Annotated in this window: 11 protein-coding genes and 4 pseudogenes; 12 read left to right on the top strand and 3 right to left on the bottom strand. The window is 65.7% G+C overall.

Going from position 1 to position 16,913, the window contains the following annotated elements; all coding sequences use genetic code 11:
- Window positions 1-357: 357 nt before the first annotated feature.
- The 4 genes and pseudogenes from Y694_RS01985 (at window position 358) to Y694_RS01970 (ending at window position 4,266) form a co-directional block, all read left to right on the top strand.
- Window positions 358-1,340 (top strand): annotated as a pseudogene (locus Y694_RS01985) (ABC transporter permease).
- Between the two features lie 16 nt (window positions 1,341-1,356).
- Window positions 1,357-2,271 carry an ABC transporter permease gene (locus Y694_RS01980; RefSeq protein ID WP_036229474.1) on the top strand — a complete coding sequence of 305 codons (915 nt, stop codon included), beginning with the start codon at window positions 1,357-1,359 and terminating at the stop codon, window positions 2,269-2,271.
- A 13-nt stretch (window positions 2,272-2,284) separates the two neighbouring features.
- Window positions 2,285-3,274 carry an ABC transporter ATP-binding protein gene (locus Y694_RS01975; protein ID WP_036229407.1) on the top strand — a complete coding sequence of 330 codons (990 nt, stop codon included), beginning with the start codon at window positions 2,285-2,287 and terminating at the stop codon, window positions 3,272-3,274.
- Window positions 3,271-4,266 carry an ABC transporter ATP-binding protein gene (locus Y694_RS01970; protein ID WP_036229468.1) on the top strand — a complete coding sequence of 332 codons (996 nt, stop codon included), beginning with the start codon at window positions 3,271-3,273 and terminating at the stop codon, window positions 4,264-4,266. Before Y694_RS01975 ends, Y694_RS01970 begins: the two co-directional genes overlap by 4 nt.
- 19 nt (window positions 4,267-4,285) lie before the next feature.
- Here Y694_RS01970 and lysA read toward each other — a convergent pair whose 3' ends face one another.
- Window positions 4,286-5,560, bottom strand: coding sequence for a diaminopimelate decarboxylase (lysA, locus tag Y694_RS01965; protein WP_036229404.1), 1,275 nt, complete (start codon window positions 5,558-5,560; stop codon window positions 4,286-4,288).
- Entirely contained in the window at window positions 5,557-5,736 is a 180-nt protein-coding gene (gene lptM / locus Y694_RS27010; RefSeq protein WP_148210971.1) for an LPS translocon maturation chaperone LptM, read from the bottom strand. The genes lysA and lptM overlap by 4 nt, the downstream gene beginning before the upstream one ends.
- Before the next feature lie 15 nt (window positions 5,737-5,751).
- Here lptM and cyaY point away from each other — a divergent pair, with 15 nt between their 5' ends.
- On the top strand, window positions 5,752-6,117 hold the full coding sequence (gene cyaY / locus Y694_RS01960; RefSeq protein WP_011830691.1) for an iron donor protein CyaY: 366 nt from the start codon (window positions 5,752-5,754) through the stop codon (window positions 6,115-6,117).
- A gap of 37 nt (window positions 6,118-6,154) precedes the next feature.
- Here the strand turns inward: cyaY and Y694_RS01955 are convergent.
- Window positions 6,155-8,535: pseudogene (locus Y694_RS01955) on the bottom strand (penicillin-binding protein 1A).
- Between the two features lie 262 nt (window positions 8,536-8,797).
- On the opposite strand from Y694_RS01955, the gene Y694_RS01950 reads away from it, so the two are divergent.
- The 7 genes and pseudogenes from Y694_RS01950 (at window position 8,798) to Y694_RS01920 (ending at window position 16,902) form a co-directional block, all read left to right on the top strand.
- On the top strand, window positions 8,798-9,853 hold the full coding sequence (locus tag Y694_RS01950) for a pilus assembly protein PilM (RefSeq protein WP_036229403.1): 1,056 nt from the start codon (window positions 8,798-8,800) through the stop codon (window positions 9,851-9,853).
- The gene (locus Y694_RS01945) at window positions 9,853-10,497 is read left to right on the top strand and encodes a PilN domain-containing protein (protein ID WP_036229400.1); all 645 of its coding nucleotides are present in this window, start codon (window positions 9,853-9,855) and stop codon (window positions 10,495-10,497) included. The genes Y694_RS01950 and Y694_RS01945 overlap by 1 nt, the downstream gene beginning before the upstream one ends.
- A 10-nt stretch (window positions 10,498-10,507) precedes the next feature.
- On the top strand, window positions 10,508-11,230 hold the full coding sequence (locus Y694_RS01940; protein WP_036229397.1) for a type 4a pilus biogenesis protein PilO: 723 nt from the start codon (window positions 10,508-10,510) through the stop codon (window positions 11,228-11,230).
- Window positions 11,227-11,772 carry a pilus assembly protein PilP gene (locus Y694_RS01935; protein WP_081771143.1) on the top strand — a complete coding sequence of 182 codons (546 nt, stop codon included), beginning with the start codon at window positions 11,227-11,229 and terminating at the stop codon, window positions 11,770-11,772. Before Y694_RS01940 ends, Y694_RS01935 begins: the two co-directional genes overlap by 4 nt.
- Window positions 11,773-11,795: 23 nt before the next feature.
- Window positions 11,796-13,960 (top strand): annotated as a pseudogene (gene pilQ, locus Y694_RS01930) (type IV pilus secretin PilQ).
- Window positions 13,961-14,019: 59 nt separating this feature from the next.
- Window positions 14,020-15,717 (top strand): 3-dehydroquinate synthase, encoded by a 1,698-nt coding sequence (gene aroB, locus Y694_RS01925; protein ID WP_036229396.1) that lies wholly within the window; start codon window positions 14,020-14,022, stop codon window positions 15,715-15,717.
- Between the two features lie 19 nt (window positions 15,718-15,736).
- Window positions 15,737-16,902: pseudogene (locus tag Y694_RS01920) on the top strand (deoxyguanosinetriphosphate triphosphohydrolase).
- Window positions 16,903-16,913 lie beyond the last annotated feature (11 nt).

The raw sequence follows: 16,913 nt of genomic DNA, 5'->3' as shown, positions 1-16,913 counted from the left end.
GAGTTCATCGATGCACATTGCCGCGTCGAGGTTGAATTCTGCTCGAGACCCGCGCCAAACAGTCGACCTAACGCAGCTGTCTGTTGCGCTGCTTGACGGCGTGTGCTTCCTTAACGGCGGTGCGTTCGGCCCCGACGACCCTGTTTTTCGCGGTTGCTCGCGATGGGCAAGGCCTCGAACCTAGACGCCTACGTCCAGAACGTCGAGCGTGCGGTCAAGGTCGACGATGAAACGAACAACATCTCGTTAATGGTCCCAGTTCGATGCTGTCGCGACAGCCGCTGTGATTCGAGCGTGGCACTTATGCTGCGGACCGGCGCGCTCAAGTCACTCGATGGTCGCCCATAACCGGAAGCCATGCTCGCCCTCATCCTTCGCCGCCTGCTCCAAGCCGTGATCGTGATGTTGGCCGTGGCTTCATCTCGTTCATGCTGTTCCAGCACGTCGGCGATCCGGTGACCCATCTGCTCGGGCAGGATGCGACGCCCGAGCAGCGCACGCAGTTGCGTGCCGACCTCGGCCTGGATCGCTCCGTGCCCTTGCAGTTCGCGCGCTTCGTCGGCAACGCCGTGCAGGGGGATTTCGGCCTGAGCCTGCGCCAGGGACGCAAGGTGTCGACCTTGATCGCCGAGCGCTTGCCCGCGACCCTGGAACTCGCGATCACGGCCGCGGTGCTCGCGCTGGGGATCGGCGTGCCGATGGGCGTGATCGCGGCGCTGAGGCGGGGCAGTATCGTGTCGCAGATCCTGATGACGGTGTCTCTGCTCGGTGTCTCGTTGCCCACCTTCCTGATCGGCATCCTGCTGATCCTCGTGTTCTCCGTCGGCCTGCATTGGTTGCCGAGCTTCGGCCGTGGCGAGGTGCTGCGCATCGGTGGCTGGACGAGCGGTTGGTTCACTGTCAGCGGCTGGCAGCATCTGGTGCTGCCGTCCATCACGCTCGCGGTGTTTCAGCTCGCGCTGATCATGCGGCTGGTGCGCACCGAGATGCTCGAGGTGCTGCGCAGCGACTACATCCGCTTCGCGCGCGCGCGGGGCCTGAGCGATCGCGCGGTGCATTTCGGCCATGCCCTGAAGAACACGCTGGTGCCGGTGATCACGATCACCGGGCTGCAACTGGGTTCGTTGATCGCATTCGCGATCATCACCGAGACGGTGTTCCAGTGGCCGGGGATGGGTCTGTTGTTCATTCAGGCCGTGAGCTTTGCCGACGTGCCGGTGATGGCGGCCTACCTGTGTCTCGTCGCGCTGATCTTCGTGGCGATCAACCTGGCCGTCGACCTGCTCTACTTGGTGGTCGATCCGCGGCTGCGCCCTGATCGCGAAGCCGCGCATGGGTGACGCAGACGATCGCGAGATGAACGCAGACGCCTGTCATCGCTTCGTAGACGGCGAGATCTGGCAGAGCTTTCGCGCCTCGCCGGTGGCCATGCTGGCGGCGATCATCGCCGCGGCCTGCCTGCTTTGCGCGGTGCTGGCGCCGCTCGTGGCGCCGCACGATCCCTTCGATCTCGCGACGCTCGACCTCGGGGACTCGCGCCTGCCGCCCGTCTGGATGGCCGAGGGCAAGAGCGCCTACCTGCTGGGCACCGACGACCAGGGGCGCGACATCCTCTCGGCGCTGATGTACGGCGCACGGATCTCGCTGGCCGTGGGCGTGGCCTCGGTGCTGCTGTCGATGCTGGTCGGCGTGACGCTGGGTCTGGTGTCGGGCTTCGTCGGCGGTCGCGTCGATGCTTTCATCATGCGCGTGTGTGATGTGATGCTGTCCTTTCCGGCCATCCTGGTGGCCTTGATGATCGACGGCGTGGGTCGCGCGGTCTTCCCCGCGGCCCACGAGGCGCTGGCCTTCGGCGTGCTGATCCTCGCCATCTCGTTGACCGGCTGGGTGCCTTACGCGCGCGCAGTGCGCGGGTCGACCCTGGTCGAGCGACAGAAGGAGTACGTGCAGGCGGCACGCGTGATCGGCGTGTCGCCGGTGCGCATCATGCGTCGCCACGTGCTGCCGAACGTGCTCGGGCCGGTGTTCGTGCTGGCGACGATCCAGGTCGCCACGGCCATCATCACCGAGGCAACGCTGAGCTTCCTCGGCGTCGGCGTGCCGCCGACCTCGCCCTCGCTGGGCACCCTGATCCGCATTGGCAACGACTTCCTGTTCAGCGGCGAGTGGTGGATCGCGCTCTTTCCTGGCGCGATGCTGGGGCTGATCGCGCTGAGCGTGAACCTGCTCGGCGACTGGCTGCGCGACGCGCTGAATCCGAGGCTGAGATGAGCCATCCGCTGCCATGCTGAAGCCGCCCGGCCTGCTCGAGGTGCGCGATCTGGTGGTCGAGTTTCCCGGTCGTCGCGGAACGCTGCGGGCGCTCGATGGCCTGTCGTTCGACATTGCGCCCGGTGAGATCCTGGGCGTGGTCGGCGAGTCGGGGGCCGGCAAGTCGCTCACCGGCGCGGCCATCATCGGCCTGTTGGAGCCGCCAGGGCGCATCGCCGGCGGGCAGATTTGGCTGGCGGGCCAGCGCATCGACGACCTGCCGCCGGCCGCATGGCGCCGCATCCGCGGCCGGCGCATCGGCGCGATCTTCCAGGATCCGCTGACCTCGCTCGACCCGCTGTACACCGTCGGCCAGCAACTGGTCGAGACCCTCCGCACCCACCTGCCGCTCGACGCGCGTGCGGCGCGGGAGCGCGCCGTGGCGCTGCTGCGCGACACCGGCATCCCGGCGCCCGAGGCACGCATCGACCACTACCCGCACCAGTTCTCCGGCGGCATGCGTCAGCGGGTCGTGATCGCGCTGGCGCTGGCCGCGAACCCGGAGCTGGTGATCGCTGACGAGCCGACCACCGCACTCGACGTGTCGATCCAGGCTCAGGTGATCGACCTGCTCAAGCGCCTGTGCAAGGAGCAGGGCGCGGCGGTGATGCTGGTGACGCACGACATGGGAGTGATCGCCGAGGCCTGCGATCGGGTGGCGGTGATGTACGCGGGGCGCATCGTCGAGATCGGCGCGGTGCGCGACGTGGTGCACGCGCCGGGGCACCCGTACACGGTCGGTCTGATGCGCTCGATCCCGTCGATGAACGAAGACCGCGAGCGGCTCGCGCAGATCGACGGCAGCATGCCGCGGCTGGACGTGATTCCCGTCGGCTGCGCCTTCCATCCGCGCTGCCCGCACGCCTTCGATCGCTGCCGCGCCGAGCGTCCGACGCTGTCGGACGCGGGCCGCACGTGGGCGGCCTGCTGGCTGGTCGAGGCAGCAGCGGAGCGGCCAGCATGAGTGCACCGGGCGAGGCGTTGCCGCTGGTCGAGGTGCGCGACCTGGTCAAGCACTTCGACGTCTCCCCTCCGTGGTTCGAGCGTGTGCTGGCGCGCAGGCCGCGGCAGACCGTCCAGGCCGTCGACGGCGTGAACTTCGTGATCGAGCGCGGCCAGACGCTGGCGCTGGTCGGCGAATCGGGCTGCGGCAAGAGCACGGTGGCGCGGCTGCTGGTCGGCCTGCACCGGCCCAGTAGCGGATCGGTGCGATTCGGCGGTGAAGACCTGTCACGCGTGCTGGCCGGGCCACAGCACCGTCTGCAGATGATCTTCCAGGACCCCTACGCCAGTCTCAACCCGCGCTGGAGCGTGCAGTCCATCGTGGCCGAGCCGCTGATCGAGCAGGGCGTGGAACGCCGGCCCGCGGCCCTGCGCGAGCGCGTGGGTGCGCTGCTCGCGTCCGTGGGGCTGGCCGAGGCAGACGCCGGCAAGTTCCCGCACCAGTTCTCGGGCGGCCAGCGCCAGCGCATCTCGATCGCGCGGGCGCTGGCCACGTCGCCGGACTTCCTGGTGTGCGACGAGCCGACCTCGGCGCTCGACGTGTCGGTGCAGGCCCAGGTGCTCAACCTGATGAAGGACCTGCAGCGCGAGCGCGGCCTGACCTACCTGTTCATCTCGCACAACCTCGCCGTCGTGCGACACGTCGCCGATCAGGTGGGTGTCATGTACCTCGGCCGGCTGGTCGAACTGGCGCCGAAGCGCACGTTGTTCGGTCGGCCCCGGCATCCGTACACGCGCATGCTGCTCGATGCGGTGCCCGATCTGCAGATGAGCGGGCGGCCGCGCATACCGGTCCAAGGCGAAGTGCCCAACCCCTTGCAGCCACCCAGCGGCTGCAGTTTCCATCCGCGCTGCCCGCATGCCGACGAGCGTTGCCGGCGCGAGCGGCCGGCCTGGCAGGCGATCGACGGCATCCGCGTGGCCTGCCACGCCGTGAGCGAAGGGCGGCTTTGAGCTGCCCCGCCGGAGGACGTCAGTCAGCGGGCAGCAAATGTTCTCCGCGGAACAGCTCCGCGACGGGTTCGCGTTCACGGATCAGCGTGGCCACGTCGCCATCGACCATCACCTCGGCGGCCCTCGGGCGGCTGTTGTAGTTGCTGGCCATGCTCATGCCATAGGCTCCGGCGCTGAGGACCGCGACGGCATCGCCCGGCTGCAGTGCCAGCGCACGGTCACGGCCCAGCCAGTCACCCGATTCGCACACCGGGCCGACCACGTCGTAGACGACAGGCACGCCGTCCCGCAGTCGGCAGGGCACGATGCCCATCGTCGCTTCGTACAGGGCAGGACGCATCAGGTCGTTCATGGCGGCATCGACGACGCAGAAGTTCTTGTGCGTACCGGGCTTCAGGTACAGCACCTCGGACAGCAGCACACCTGCATTGCCGACCAGCGAGCGACCCGGCTCGAATACCAGCGTGCGCGCACCGTGCCCCCGGGCGTCGAGGCGCGCCAGCAGTGCGCCGATCAGGGCGTCGGCGGCTGGCGGTCGTTCATCGGTGTACTGGATGCCCAGGCCGCCGCCGAGGTCGAGGTGGTGGATCCGCAGGCCGCTCGATTCGATCGCCTCGACCAGGTCCAGAACGCGGTCGGCGGCATCGAGATAGGGCGCGATCTCGGTGATCTGAGAGCCGATGTGGCAGTCGATCCCCACCACTTTGAGCCCGGGGAGCTGCGCCGCGCGGCGGTAGGCCGCGACGGCCCGGTCGTGCGCGATGCCGAACTTGTTGCCCTTCAGTCCGGTGGAGATGTAGGGGTGGGTCTTCGCGTCGACGTCGGGGTTGACGCGCAGGCTGACCGGGGCGACCCGGCCGAGCGACAACGCCACCTCGGACAGCACGTCCAACTCCGCCTCGCTTTCGACGTTGAAGCAGCGCACGCCGATCTCGAGCGCACGCCGCATCTCCGCACGCGTCTTGCCGAGCCCTGAAAACACCACCTTGCCCGGGTCACCGCCGGCCGCCAGTACGCGATCGAGTTCGCCACCCGAGACGATGTCGAAGCCGCATCCGGCCTGGGCGAAGGTCTGCAACACCGCCAGGCTCGAACTTGCCTTCATCGCGTAGCAGATCAGGTGCTCCCGCCCGGCCAGCGCCCGCTGGTACGGCGCCAGCGCGGCGAGCATGGCGCGGCGGCTGTAGACGTAAAGCGGGGTGCCGAAGCGTGCCGCAAGCTCGCTTGCCGCGCAACCGTCGATGAACAACTCCGTGCCGCGGTAGGCGACGAATGGGGCGCCGGGCAGCGTCATCGGGCGACCCCGGTGGGCGCAGAGGCGGCCTGGCCGGGAGCCGGCGCGGGCTTCGACGATCCCGGCAGGTAGAGCGCGCCCTTCTGGCCGCAGCCACCCAGGGTCAGTCCGCCCAGCAAAGCACACACCGCGATCACGGAGATGCGGCTGCCTAGAATCGAAGCAGGTTTCAACATCATCGGATTCTACGAATGAGCACCGCGACCCCCGCCTCTGCGCTGAGCGACGCCGACTACCAGGCGCTGACGAGAGCCGTGCTGGGCGGCATCGAACTGCAGGTCGATCGCTGGCTGCAGGACGATGTGGTCGATATCGATGCAGCGCGCACCGGCGGTTTGCTCGAGCTGAGCTTTCCGAATGGCAGCAAGATCGTCGTGAACACCCAGCCGCCCTTGCAGGAGATCTGGCTGGCGGCACGCAGCGGCGGCTTTCACTATCGCCATGTGGCAGGCACCTGGTGCGACACCAAGACCGAGGAGGACTTCTTTGTCACGCTGTCGCGTTGCGCGAGCGAGCAGGCGGGCCGACCCTTGAACTTCGCGCCGCCGACGATCTGACGGCATGGCGCCGGCGACGCACCTGCCGGGATGACGATCAGTTCTTGAACAGGTCGAGGATGCTCTTGCGCTCTTCCTCAGTGGGCGCGGGAGCCGCAGGTGTGTCGAGCCCAAGGCTGCTGACGCCGTTGCCCGGGCCGTATTCTTCGTAGTACCACTCGCCGCCGACATTGAGCAGGCCTTCCGGAGGTGTGAGTTCGGTCACCTTCACGCCCTTGAGTGCCACGCTCATGTAATCGATCCACACCGGCAGGGACAGCCCGCCACCGGTTTCCCGGTCGCCGAGCTTGCGCGGTTGGTCGTAGCCGATCCACACCACTGCCACCAGGTTCGGCGTGTAGCCGGCGAACCACGCGTCCTGGGAGTCGTTGGTGGTGCCTGTCTTGCCGTAGACGTCGGTTCGCTTCAGGGTGGCCTGGGCACGCGCTGCGGTGCCTGAGCGCGTGACCTCCTGCAGCAGGCTGCTCATCACGAAGGCATTGCGACCGTCGATCACGCGCGCCGACTCGTCCAGCGGTGCCGGTTCGGTCTGCGCCAGGATGCGGCCGCGGTTGTCGGTGACCCGCGTGACAAGCACCGGGTTGACGCGGTAGCCGCCGTTGGCAAACACCGCATAGCCCGCGGCCATCTGCAGCGGCGTGACCGAGCCGGTTCCCAGCGCCATCGGCAGGTAGGGCTGGTGCTTGTCGGCGTCGAAGCCGAAGCGGGTGATCCAGTTCTGCGCGTAGTCGGTGCCGATCGCCTCCAGGATGCGGATCGACACCATGTTCTTCGACTTCGCCAGCGCGCGGCGCATCGACATCGGGCCGTCGAATGTGCCGTCGTAGTTCTTCGGCTCCCAGGGCTGGCTGCCGGTAGCGGCCGCGTCAAAGAACAGCGGCGCGTCGTTGATCACCGTGGCCGGTGTGAAGCCCTTCTCGAGCGAGGCCGAGTAGATGAAGGGCTTGAAGCTCGAACCCGGCTGGCGCCAGGCCTGGGTCACATGGTTGAACTTGCTCTTCGCATGGTCGAAGCCACCAACCATGGTGCGGATCGCGCCGGTGCGCGAGTCGATGGAGACGAAGGCGCCCTCGACCTCGGGCACCTGGGTGATCGACCAGACGTCCTTCGCCCCCCTGATGACGCGGATCACCGCGCCTCGACGGATCTGGACCTTGGGGCCGGCCTTGGGCGACAGTCCCGAGGTCGCCGGACGCAGGCCTTCGCCGGTGATCGTCAAGGTGTCGCCGCTCTGCAGCACGGCCACGACCTGCTTGGAACTGGCTTCGAGCACGACCGCCGCCTTGATTTCGTCATTGTCTGGATGCTCGTCAAGCGCTTCTGCGACCCGGGCGTCGAGCGCCTTGGGGTCCGCGGGCAGGTCCACATAGCCCTCTGGTCCCCGGTACACCTGCCGTCGTTCGTAGTCCGTGATGCCTCGGCGCAGCGCCCGGTAGGCCGCTTCCTGCTCGACCGCGCGCACGCTGGTGTAGACGTTCAGGCCGCGGGTGTAGGCGCTCTCGCCGTACTGGCTGAAGATCAGCTGGCGAGCCGTCTCGGCCACGTACTCGGCGTGCAGTGGGACCGAAATGTCCCTGCGGTACTTGAGCTGCTCAGCCTTGGCAGCCTCGGCCTGTTCCTCGGTCAGGTAGCCGTTCTCGTACATCCGCTCGATGATGTACTGCTGCCTCTGTCGCGCCCGCGTCGGATTGGCGACCGGGTTGTAGGCCGACGGCGCCTTCGGCAGACCTGCGAGCATGGCCGCCTCGGCGGCCGTCACGTCCTTCAGCGGCTTGCCGAAGTAGATCTCCGAGGCGGCCGCGAAACCGTAGGCGCGCTGCCCCAGATAGATCTGGTTCATGTAGACCTCGAGGATCTGGTCCTTGCTGAGCTGGCTTTCGATCTTCAGCGCCAGCAGGATCTCGTACACCTTGCGGATGAAGGTCTTCTCGGTCGGCAGGTAGAAGTTGCGTGCCACCTGCATCGTGATCGTCGAGGCACCCTGCTGCGGGATTCGCCGACGTTGGCGAGCCCCGCGCGCACGATCCCGATGTAGTCGACGCCGCCGTGTTGATAGAAGCGCGCGTCCTCGATCGACAGCACCGCCTCGCGCATCACCTTCGGAATCTGACCGATCGGCGCGAACAGACGACGCTCTTCGCCGTACTCGCCGATCAGTACTTCATCGGCGGAGAAGACGCGCAGGGGCAGCTTGGGCCGGTAATCGGTGAGGCTGCTGATCTCGGGCAGGTTCGGGTAGGCCACGGCCAACGCGATCGCCAGCAGCGCGAAGCCACCCAGCAGTCCTGATACGACGAGCGCCAGTGCCGACCCGCCGACCAGCAGGGGCCACCGGGCCGCGGCGGGCAGGTTGGATAGAAAACCGGCTCGGGAAGATGTGGACGCCGTCGGCGAGGGTTTGCGATCTTTGGCGCTCATGAATCTCCAGCAGGACCTAACGATTATAGAAATGCGCTCCGAACGACATGGATCGCGTCCCGGCATGCCCACCGGTGCCCGGTGTGCGGGGGACTAGGCGCTTGCCCGGACCGTGAGTTTTGCAACGTGAGCTTGTCGCGTGGTCGCCGACGCGCAGCCCGAAAGCATTGGGACACAAAGGCTTTACTGCTAGCATTGAAGTAACTTCTTAACAGCCGTGCAGCGGCGAGCGGGAGACCGTGTGGGCTTTCTAGACGGGTTGATGGGAGGCAAGCAAGCGCCGCTCGTCGGGCTGGACATCAGCTCCTCGAGCGTCAAGCTCGTCGAGCTGGGTCAGTCCGCCTCGGGCCAGTACGTGCTTGAACGTTTTGCCACCGAGAGTTTCGAGCGAGGCTGGATCGCTGACGGCCAGATCGAGAAATTCGATGAAGTGGCCGACGCGGTGCGCCGTGTCGTCAGCAAGAGCGGTACCCGTTCCAAGCGAGTGGCGATGGCGATGCCACAGTCGGCAGTGATCACGAAGAAGATCATGCTGCCGGCCGGCTTGCGTGACGAGGAACTCGAACTCCAGGTCGAGTCCGAGGCCAATCAGTACATTCCGTTTTCGCTGGATGAGGTGAGCCTGGATTTCTGTGTCGTCGGGCCGAGCCCGTCCTCGGTCGGCGACGTCGAGGTGCTGATTGCTGCGTCGCGGAAAGATCGGGTGCAGGATCGCCAGGGCCTCGCCGAGGCCGCCGGGCTGAAGCCGGTCGTGCTGGATATCGAGTCACATGCCTCTCGTCTGGCCATGATGCGCATCGTCTCGGCCTTGCCTAACGAAGGGCGTGATGCGTTGGTGGCGCTGTTCGAGATCGGCGCCGAAACCACCAGCCTCAAGGTGCTTCGCGACGAGGAACTGCTGTACGACCGTGACCAAGCCTTCGGGGGGTCGCAGCTGACGCAAATGATCTCGCGCCAGTATGGCTTCTCGTTCGAAGAGGCCGAGCAGAAGAAGCTGGCCAGTGATCTTCCGGAAGACTACGAATCGAGTCTGCTGGTGCCGTTTGTCGACAGTCTGGCGCAGGAGATCGGTCGGGCATTGCAGTATTTCTTCACCAGCACACCGCACCACAAGGTGCACTACGTGATGTTGGGTGGTGGCACCGCAACCTTGCCTGGCTTGAAGGAGCGGGTGACCGAATTGACGGGCTTTGCGTCGATGGTCGTCAATCCTTTCGAAGGCATGCGCCTCGGGTCCGCTGTGCGCGAGAGCAAGCTGCGCCGTGAAGCCCCGGCCTACCTGACCGCGTGCGGCCTGGCGATGCGGAGGTTCCTGTAATGATCTTGATCAACCTCCTGCCGCATCGCGAAGAGCGGCGGCAGCGTCGCAAGAAGGCCTTCTTCGTCGGGCTGGGTGTCGCGGCTGCAGCCGGTATCGCCATTGCGGCGCTCTGGTACCTGGTGCTGCAACAGATGATCAGCACCCAGCAAGAGCGCAATGCCTACCTGACAGCCGAGATCAAGAAGCTCGAGGAGCAGATCAAGGACATCGCGACGCTCAAGGCCGAGATCGACAGCCTGAAGGCGCGTCAGAAGGCCGTCGAAGATCTGCAGACGGATCGCAACATCCCTGTGTACCTTCTGAACGAACTCGTCAAGCAGACGCCCGAAGGCGTGTACCTGACCACGATCAAGCAGGATGGTCAGGTGGTGGCAATCAACGGCATTGCGCAGACGAACGAACGCGTCTCCGAGTTTCTGCGCAACACTGCCTACAACTCGACTTGGCTCGAGAAGCCGGAGTTGGTGGAGATCAAGGCGGCCAGCCTGACGACGCCCAACCGCGAGCAGAAGCGATTGTTCGATTTCGTGGTGAAGGTCGGTCTCAAGCGTCCTCAAGTGGAGACGCCGGACAAGTCGGCGGTCCCCGGCGCTGCGGGGGCCTCGGCTCCGGCGGCGGCCGCGTCGGTGCCCCGTTCCTGAGGACGCTCAGATGGCAACGAAAAAGAACCCCGCACTCGATCTGAACTCCGTCCTGCAAGATCTTTCCGGGCAGTTCCGTGGGCTGAATACCAACGAACCCGGGCAGTGGCCGTGGCTGCCCAAGTTGGTGACCTTCGTGGCCGTGGCGGCTGCGTTGGTGGTGGTGGCCTGGTTCGTTCTGCTGTCGGCGACGGCTGACGAGTTGCAGGCCGAGCGCGACCGCGAACCGGGTCTGCGGCAGGACTACCGCGCCAAGCTGGCCCAGGCGGTGAACCTCGGCGAACTGCGCAAGCAGAAGATCCAGGTTCAGGAGTACGTCACGCAACTGGAGAAGCAGTTGCCGGGCAAGGCCGAGATGGATGCTCTGCTGTCGGACATCAACCAGGCCGGTCTGGGCCGTGGTTTGCAGTTCGAGCTTTTCCGGCCTGGGCAGGTGGCGGTCAAGGACTATTACGCCGAATTGCCGATCGCGATCCGCGTCACGGGCAGGTACCACGACATAGGCTCCTTCGCTGCAGACGTGGCAAACCTGTCCCGGATCGTGACCTTGCACAACCTCAACATTTCCGGCGTCGGACCCGGTGGCGCGCAGAATGCAGCCAGTGCGGGGACCGGCAACCTGAGCATGGACGCCCTGGCGCGCACCTATCGCTACCTTGATCCGAGCGAGGTGGAGACTCAGCGCAAGGCGCGGGAAGCCAGCCAGAAGGCTGCAGCGGGGGCAAAGAAATGACCAGGCCGTTGCAACGCACTGCGCTGATGATGTCCGCAATGGCAGCCTTGATGCTGCTGTCGGCCTGCGGCGCCGAGCAGGAAGAACTTCAGGCCTGGATGGACCAGCAGCGTCGTGAAGTCCGCCCCAGCATCGCACCGCTGTCGCCACCGAAGCGCTTCGATCCGCAACCTTATGAGCAGGCTCGTGCGGTAGAACCGTTCAGCAGCCAAAAGCTCGCGGTGGCCCTCAAGCAGGAGGCGCGTCAGCCGAATTCACTGCTGGCGGGCGAGATGAACCGCCGCAAGGAGCCGCTGGAGGCCTATCCGCTCGACTCCATGAGCATGGTCGGCAGTGTGTCCAAGCAAGGGCGTCAGTTCGCACTGTTGCGAGTCGACAACCTGCTCTACCAGGTCAAGGTGGGTGACTATCTCGGTCAAAACTACGGAAAGATCACAAAGATCTCCGAGACCGAGGTGGGCGTGCGGGAAGTTGTTCAGGATGCCGCGGGTGAATGGATAGAGCGTCCCTCTGCCCTCCAGCTGCAGGAGAAGGCGCGATGACGAAAATTCGGGAGATCACGACCATGAACCAATGGCGAGCACCAGCCGTCGCGCTCGCGCTGTTCTTCTCCGCGGTGTCCGCGTGGGCGGAGAACGCGATTCAGGCGATCAACAGCAGCCAGCAGGGCGCGGCCGACGTGGTGCGCATCGAACTGAGTGAAGCGTTGGGGGCCGTGCCGGCAGGGTTCGCTGTCCAGACGCCGCCGCGCATCGCGATCGATCTTCCGGGGGTGAGCAACGCACTGGGCCGTTCCAGCGTCGACGTCAACCAAGGCAACCTGCGATCCGTCAACGTCGCTCAGGCGGGCGATCGGACCCGCCTCGTGCTGAACCTGAAGCAACCGGGCAATTATTCGGCGACGCTCGACGGCAAGACTCTCGTGTTGACGCTGCAGACCAGTGGCAATGTTGCGGCCGCACCCACGGCGGCCGCTCCCGTCGCCGCCCCAGCGACGGCGGCGCCGGTTCATTTTGCCGACAGCCTCAATGACGCACCGCAGGTGCTGCGTGCCGTCGACTTCCGCCGCGGCCAGGATGGTGCCGGTCGCGTGGTGGTCGATCTGCCCAGCAACCAGGTGGGTGTCGACATTCGCCAGCAGGGCCAGAACCTGGTGGTTGAATTCCTGAAGTCCAGCCTGCCGGAGAGCCTGCGTCGCCGTCTCGACGTGACCGACTTCGGCACCCCGGTGCGGACCGTGTCGTCCTTTCAGAGCGGCGACAAGGTCAGGATGGTGGTCGAGCCGACCGGTGTGTGGGAACACAGTGCCTACCAGACCGACAACCAGTTCGTGCTCGAGGTGCGTCCGCAGAAGATCGATCCGAACAAGCTGACGCAAGGTCCGGGCTATGCCGGCGAGAAGCTCTCGTTGAATTTCCAGAGCATCGAGGTTCGTGCGCTGCTGCAGGTGATCGCCGATTTCACCAACTTCAACGTGGTGACCAGCGACACGGTGACCGGCAATGTCACGCTGCGCTTGAAGGATGTTCCTTGGGATCAGGCGCTCGACATCATCCTGCAGGCCAAGGGTCTGGGTGTGCGCAAGAGCGGGAACGTCTTGTGGATCGCGCCGAAGGATGAGATTGCCACGAAGGAGAAGCTCGAACTGGAATCCAAGGCGCAGATTGCGTCTCTTGAGCCAGTCCGCACTCAGGCATTCCAGCTGAACTATGTGAAGGCCGAGGAAGTATCGAAGGGGCTCACGGGGCAGCAGGCCGGGCAAGGTGGTAACGGTGGACAGGGCGGCGGATCGAACAACAGTCGCATCCTGTCGCCGCGCGGCAGCATCGTGTACGAGACGCGCACCAACCAACTCTTCGTCAGCGATATTCCCTCGAAGCTCGAAGAGGTGGCGCAGATCATTGCCCGTATCGACATCCCGGTCCGTCAGGTACTGATCGAGGCACGCATCGTCGAGGCGACCGATACCTTCGGCCGCTCGCTCGGAGCCAAGCTCGGTGCGACCGTCGCACCGTCGTCGAAGGTGAACGCCGGCATCGGCGGCAATTACCTCGGTATCGGCGCCGCCACCGGGCAGGCGCCTCCGATCAACAGCAGCGGGTTAACCACAGGCACACCGTCGACGAACAGCTACTTCGTCAATCTGCCCGCCGTCGGTCAGAACGGCTACGACGCGGCCACGTTCGCGGTGTCGATCTTCAATTCGGCGATGAATCGCTTCCTGAATCTCGAGATCTCCGCGTTGGAAGCGGACGGCAAGGGCAAGATCGTGTCCAGTCCGCGTGTGGTCACGGCCGATCAGGTCAAGGCGCTCATTGAGCAGGGCACGGAGATTCCGTACCAGACGGCGACCTCCAGCGGCGCGACGGCGATCCAGTTCCGCAAGGCGACGCTGAAGCTCGAAGTGATCCCGCAGATCACCCCGGAGGCAACATCATCCTCGACGTCGACGTGAACAAGGACAGCCCCGGAGCCACCACGGCGGCCGGCATCCTGATCAACACCAAGCACGTCAAGACGCAGGTGCTGGTCGACAATGGCGGGACGGTGGTGATCGGTGGCATCTATGAGCAGACCGAGCAGATCGACAACACCAAGGTGCCGCTGCTGGGCGATGTGCCGGTGCTCGGTGCGCTGTTCCGCAGCCAGACCCGGACGTCGAACAAGACCGAACTGCTGGTGTTCCTGACGCCCAAGGTCGTGACCGACCGCACTGCCGCTGCACGTTGATCGAGGGCGTCGCGGCAAACCGACGACGGCCCGTTGACGGGCAGCAGCCGGACGCTGCAATGCGGCTGGCACTGGTCGGGCTCCCCGGTTCAGGCAAGTCTTCGGTCGGCCGCGTGCTGGCGCGGAAGCTCGGCGTCAGTTTCACGGATTCCGACACGGTGATCGAACAGCGGATCGGGGAACCGATCCGCTCCTACTTCGAGCGCGAGGGCGAAGGCCGATTTCGCGATCTTGAGCAGCAGGTGATCGGCGAGCTCTGTGCCAGCCGGCTCGGCGTACTGGCCACGGGCGGAGGTGCCGTCTTGCGGGAGGTCAATCGCCGCGTTCTGCACGAGGACTGCACGGTGCTCTACCTGCGATCCTCGCCGGAAGAACTGCACCGGCGCCTGCGTCACGACACGCAAAGGCCGTTGTTGCAGGTCAAGGATCCTCGGGCCCGGTTGCAGCAGCTCTATCGCGAGCGCGATCCGCTGTACCGCGAGACTGCGCATTTTGTCGTCGAGACGGGGAGGCCGACGGTCCAGACTCTGGTGGGCATGATCCTGATGCAACTCGAGCTGGCCGGGATCGTCGATGCGAACCGGGTGCCTCCGCCGTCGAGCCGCCGCGCTAGGACGCTCGAACTGGGCCCGTACACTTCGGGCATGTCATCGATCTCTGTGACTCCTCTCTCCGGCATCGAGACCATCGATATCGCCCTCGGCGAGCGGAGCTATCCCATACGCATCGGCTCGGGCTTGCTGCGCGCGCCCGAAAGTTTTGCAGGCGTACCGCGCAGCCCGTTGGCCGTCATCGTCAGCAACACCACGGTGGCGCCGCTCTATGCGCAGCTCCTGAGGGACGCTCTGCGCGGAAAGCACGCACAGGTCGAGCTCATCACGCTGCCCGACGGCGAAAGCCACAAGGATTGGACCACGCTGAACCTGATCTTCGACGCGCTGCTGGCTGGAGGCGCCGATCGGAAGACGATCCTCTATGCGCTGGGCGGTGGGGTGGTCGGCGACATGACCGGCTTCGCCGCAGCCAGCTACATGCGCGGGGTGCCCTTCGTTCAGGTCCCCACCACGCTGCTGGCGCAGGTCGACTCCTCCGTGGGTGGCAAGACGGGGATCAACCACCCGCGCGGCAAGAACATGATCGGAGCGTTCCATCAGCCGGTCTGCGTCGTCGTCGATTTGGAGACGTTGAGCACGCTGCCGATGCGGGAGTTGCGCGCCGGCCTGGCCGAAGTCATCAAGTACGGGCCGATCGCCGATGCGAGCTTCCTGGGCTGGGTCGAGGCTAACCTGGATGCGTTGCTTGCTCGCGATGTGGCCACCCTGCGCCATGCCGTGCGACGGTCGTGCGAGATCAAGGCGGCCGTCGTCGGGCAGGACGAGCGCGAGGCCGGCCTTCGAGCCATTCTCAATTTCGGCCATACCTTCGGTCATGCGATCGAGGCCGGTCTGGGTTACGGAGAGTGGCTCCATGGCGAGGCTGTCGGTTGCGGCATGGCGATGGCAGCCGAAACCTCGGCGCGACTGGGCCTGCTGCCCGAGGGGGACGCGGAGCGCCTGATCCGGCTCATCGACCGTGCGGGTTTGCCGGTGAAGGGGCCGGACCTGGGGGCGGATCGCTATCTCGAGCTCATGCGCCTCGACAAGAAGGCGGAAGCCGGCGAAATCAAGTTCGTGCTGCTCGACGCCATCGGGCATGCCGTGCTGCGCAGCGTGCCGGATGCAACCTTGCGTCAGGTCCTCGCTTCGCGCTGTACGTGATTCCCACGCTGCGCTGATGATGTCGCTCGCGTCCTACGCCAGCGATCCGGCCAGCGGCCGTGGCCGCCTTTACGCCGAAGCGCCCGCACCGACCCGGGACGATTACCAGCGCGATCGCGATCGCATCGTTCATTCCACCGCGTTCCGACGCCTCGTCTACAAGACCCAGGTCTTCCTGAACCACGAGGGCGACCTGTTCCGGACGCGGCTCACGCACTCGCTCGAGGTGGCGCAGCTCGCGCGTTCGATAGCCCGTGCTCTGCAGCTCAACGAAGACCTCACGGAAGCCATCGCGCTCGCGCACGATCTGGGACACACCCCGTTCGGACATGCGGGGCAGGATGAGTTGAACGGCTGCTTGCGACGCATCGATCCGCAGGCTCGGGGTTCGAGCACAACCTTCAGTCGCTGAGGGTCGTCGACCGACTCGAACAACGATACGCTAGCTTCGAAGGATTGAATCTCAGTTTCGAGACAAGGGAAGGCATCCTCAAGCACTGCTCCAGACGCAACGCGCAGGCGCTCGAGCTGCAGGAGCCGGGCGGTGTCGGGCGCCGCTTTCTCGACGGCACGCAGCCCAGCCTGGAGGCGCAGTTGTGCAACCTCGCCGACGAGATCGCCTACAACGCACACGATGTCGACGACGGCGTGCGTTCGGGTTTGATCGGTCTCGAGCAGCTTCGCGAAGTGCCCTTGGTGGCAACCCACATGGATGCAGCTCGACGTGAGCATCCTGGCCTCGAGGGCCGCAGGCTCTTGTTCGAAACCTTGAGGCGCTTGCTGTCCGCCCAGGTCTACGACGTGATCGATGCCACTCGCGACGCGCTGCGGCAGCATCGCATCGAGAAGGTGTCCGATGTCAGGATGTCGCCGTTGCTGGTGCAGTTCACGCCGGCGATGCGGGACGAGAGCCTGGCACTGAAGCGCTTTCTGTTCGCGCAGCTCTACCGCCACCCGCAGGTCGAGAGCACGACGCACCGCGCAAGATGCGTGGTACGCGAACTGTTCGAGGCCTACGTGACGGGAGCTGCCGAGCTGCCGTCGGCTGCGGCCGAAAGCGCCACGCCGTTCCGCGCCGTTACCGACTATGTGGCGGGCATGACGGATCGCTTCGCGATCAGCGAGCACCGGCGCATCACGGGCCGCACTGTCTTCGAAGACCACGGACGGGTGTCTGGAGGGTAGTCTCTACTCCC

The sequence above is a fragment of the Methylibium sp. T29-B genome (assembly GCF_000576225.1).
In the GTDB taxonomy this organism is placed as follows: Bacteria; Pseudomonadota; Gammaproteobacteria; order Burkholderiales; family Burkholderiaceae_C; genus Methylibium; species Methylibium petroleiphilum.
Note: the sequence above shows the minus strand (reverse complement) of the source record. Positions and strands in the feature narration are given on the sequence as shown.

Coding starts and splice junctions, on each gene's coding strand:
- Y694_RS01980 (WP_036229474.1), top strand. CDS start 1,357: ATGAACGCAGACGCCTGTCATCGCTTCGTAGACGGCGAGATCTGGCAG.
- Y694_RS01975 (WP_036229407.1), top strand. CDS start 2,285: ATGCTGAAGCCGCCCGGCCTGCTCGAGGTGCGCGATCTGGTGGTCGAG.
- Y694_RS01970 (WP_036229468.1), top strand. CDS start 3,271: ATGAGTGCACCGGGCGAGGCGTTGCCGCTGGTCGAGGTGCGCGACCTG.
- lysA (WP_036229404.1), bottom strand. CDS start 5,560: ATGACGCTGCCCGGCGCCCCATTCGTCGCCTACCGCGGCACGGAGTTG.
- lptM (WP_148210971.1), bottom strand. CDS start 5,736: ATGTTGAAACCTGCTTCGATTCTAGGCAGCCGCATCTCCGTGATCGCG.
- cyaY (WP_011830691.1), top strand. CDS start 5,752: ATGAGCACCGCGACCCCCGCCTCTGCGCTGAGCGACGCCGACTACCAG.
- Y694_RS01950 (WP_036229403.1), top strand. CDS start 8,798: ATGGGAGGCAAGCAAGCGCCGCTCGTCGGGCTGGACATCAGCTCCTCG.
- Y694_RS01945 (WP_036229400.1), top strand. CDS start 9,853: ATGATCTTGATCAACCTCCTGCCGCATCGCGAAGAGCGGCGGCAGCGT.
- Y694_RS01940 (WP_036229397.1), top strand. CDS start 10,508: ATGGCAACGAAAAAGAACCCCGCACTCGATCTGAACTCCGTCCTGCAA.
- Y694_RS01935 (WP_081771143.1), top strand. CDS start 11,227: ATGACCAGGCCGTTGCAACGCACTGCGCTGATGATGTCCGCAATGGCA.
- aroB (WP_036229396.1), top strand. CDS start 14,020: ATGCGGCTGGCACTGGTCGGGCTCCCCGGTTCAGGCAAGTCTTCGGTC.